General features: G+C 43.7%; 3 protein-coding genes. 2 read left to right on the forward strand and 1 reads right to left on the reverse strand.

The features are described 5' to 3' along the window. The first annotated feature begins 14 nt into the window (after positions 1 to 14). Together I6751_RS13820 and I6751_RS13825 are read left to right on the forward strand one after the other, a co-directional pair. Positions 15 to 833, forward strand: coding sequence for a TonB-dependent receptor domain-containing protein (locus I6751_RS13820; protein ID WP_330998632.1), 819 nt, complete (start codon positions 15 to 17; stop codon positions 831 to 833). A 38-nt stretch (positions 834 to 871) separates the two neighbouring features. Beyond that, positions 872 to 1,477 (forward strand): hypothetical protein, encoded by a 606-nt coding sequence (locus I6751_RS13825; protein WP_196591585.1) that lies wholly within the window; start codon positions 872 to 874, stop codon positions 1,475 to 1,477. A gap of 281 nt (positions 1,478 to 1,758) precedes the next feature. Here I6751_RS13825 and I6751_RS13830 read toward each other — a convergent pair. Continuing rightward, positions 1,759 to 2,331: chloride channel protein (locus tag I6751_RS13830; protein WP_196591587.1), on the reverse strand; the 573-nt coding region annotated here is incomplete at its 5' end.

Consider the following 2,331-nt stretch of genomic DNA (forward strand, 5'->3'; position numbering starts at 1 on the left):
TCAACAGCTATAACCTGGCACTTAAAAAGAAATTCGACAAGCACCTGACTGCCAGAGTCACCTATGGCACCTACTATCGTCTGCCCAGCTGGTATGAAATCTTCGGTGACGGTATCAATCTGGTATCCAGATGGCAAAATTACCGCTCCAATTCGACATGGAGCCCGGATGTATTTGCCGAACATGGACAAAACTGGGATGCCTCACTCAACTGGACCGGCAGGCTGCTCGGCTCGGACAGCGACACAACCCTGACCTATTTCCGCCGCAACTCGGAAAATACGATGACGACTATGTTCAATCCTATATGGGGTGCCACATGGTATGCTAATTTTGGAACCGGTGAAGTGCATGGTGTGGAATTCAACAGCAAGCTGCACTGGCACCGCTATGATCTGTCACTGGCGGCCACCTGGCAGAATTCTTTGGTAAAGCAGGGTTATACGCCGGGAGCCAATATGAGCAATACGGCCTGGCAGGGACAGCCGCTGCCATGGACACCGGCCTGGACCGTCAATGCCCGGCTTGACTACCGTTTCCCGGGAGATAAGCTCAGTATCTTCGGCGAATACAACTGGACCGATAAACTGTCATGGTTTAATAATGGAGGTGTAGCTGCCTATTATGACCCATTGGGCTTATTCAATATCGGTATGAAGTATAATTTTGACAAGCAGCTGAGATTGATCGCCGGTGTCAATGATATCGGCAACAAAGGACCAAAACAAATGATGCACTCGGAGGGCGATCCAGGCCAGCTTATTACTGAATATACCGTTCCCTATCCGCAGCAGGGACGGACCTTCTATATGACACTGGAATATTCATTTTAAGATTTTATTGCATATTTAATTTGTACAGGAGGATGACGATGAATACTAAACAGAAATTATTGGTTTTAAAACTGGATGTTACTGATAGTATGAAAGAAGCCGACAGTCTTTGGCAGGCCGTTGGCAGTATGGTAAAAATGAATATGGTGGTCTGCCGGCAGTCGGCAGATATCCTGGCAGCTGTCAGCAGCTGTCAGCCGGACTGGATACATATCATCAGCCGCAGCGATTCGGAAAACTTATTTTTTACCGACGGTACAAAGCAGTCAGGCAGCTGTAAGCGAATCCATTTAATAAAGCAGCTGCTGGAATCCGATCAGGTGCTTGCTTTGCTCAGTCTTAACAGCATACTCGATAAAAGGGATGCTGAAAGCATTGGGCAGCTCAAAGCTTTGCTGGGTATGGAAAATGGTTACAATCCGCTTGCCTCCAGGTTGTTTATCCCCCGTTTTTATAGCAATATTTGTATGGGTATGGCGCTTGCCCCTGCGGCAAAAATAGCCATTAGCAGTATGCAGCCGGAAGTTATCAGTCACGGTGGAATACCGGCAATGTGCTTTAATAAAGCCATTGATCCCGAAACGTTCACTTTTGTGAAACAGCGCTATATACCGCAGCAGCCAATTCCTTTTATGATGCAATAAAATTTATTACTTGATGATGCTGAATAAATAACCGGATGTATTTTAACAAATACATCCGGTTATTTTATCTGTGCTTTTCGGTTTTTCCTATTAATTTAATAACACTATTTATTATAATTATAATTTTGATTCGGTAAGTATAGAACCATATACTGTATCTACCCATTTGGCCAGTTTAAGCTGAGTTACCTTTGTGGGTTTTCCAAGTGAATATCTATTCCAATTATCAAGCTGAGGATCGTTGGTTTTGACCATATAATCCTTAAGGGCTTTTTTGCCTGCTAAGCAGTTTTTTCTTGCAAATAAATAAATATCGGCATTGCTGTGGCAAAACATATACAAATGGGAAATAAATATGCCGGTGAAAAACGTGACATCTCAATTAAGAATATGGCTGCCATAATCGGCATTTCCTGAGCTAAACCAAGATATACAGTGGCACCGATAAAAGCAGCCATACCTACCGGTATTACTAAAAATATACCATTCCATATTGCGGCAAATGTTAATCCTATCATTCCACCGAGCATCATAGACGGAGTAATATGTCCGCCATATGCCCCAGCTGCCGTAGCTAATATAACAGCCAGCCACTTGGCTGCAAACAATGATAATCCGTATTGCCAGTCTATAGCATTTGTAAAGCTAAGCTGATTTCCAGCTTTGCCATTGCCTAAAATTTCAGGATGCCACATAGATAGAGTACCAATAATGGTAAAAGCCAGTACAGAAATTGAACCAGTTCCAAAGGCATACTGCTGGATTATATGCAGGAACCATATTAACACAATGCCCGTAATCCCGGCGATGATTCCTATTATATCCGTGTCCGCAGCTTCAGTGACGACATCACC

Origin of the sequence: Pectinatus frisingensis (genome assembly GCF_015732285.1) — a bacterium.
Taxonomy (GTDB): Bacteria; Bacillota; Negativicutes; order Selenomonadales; family Selenomonadaceae; genus Pectinatus; species Pectinatus frisingensis.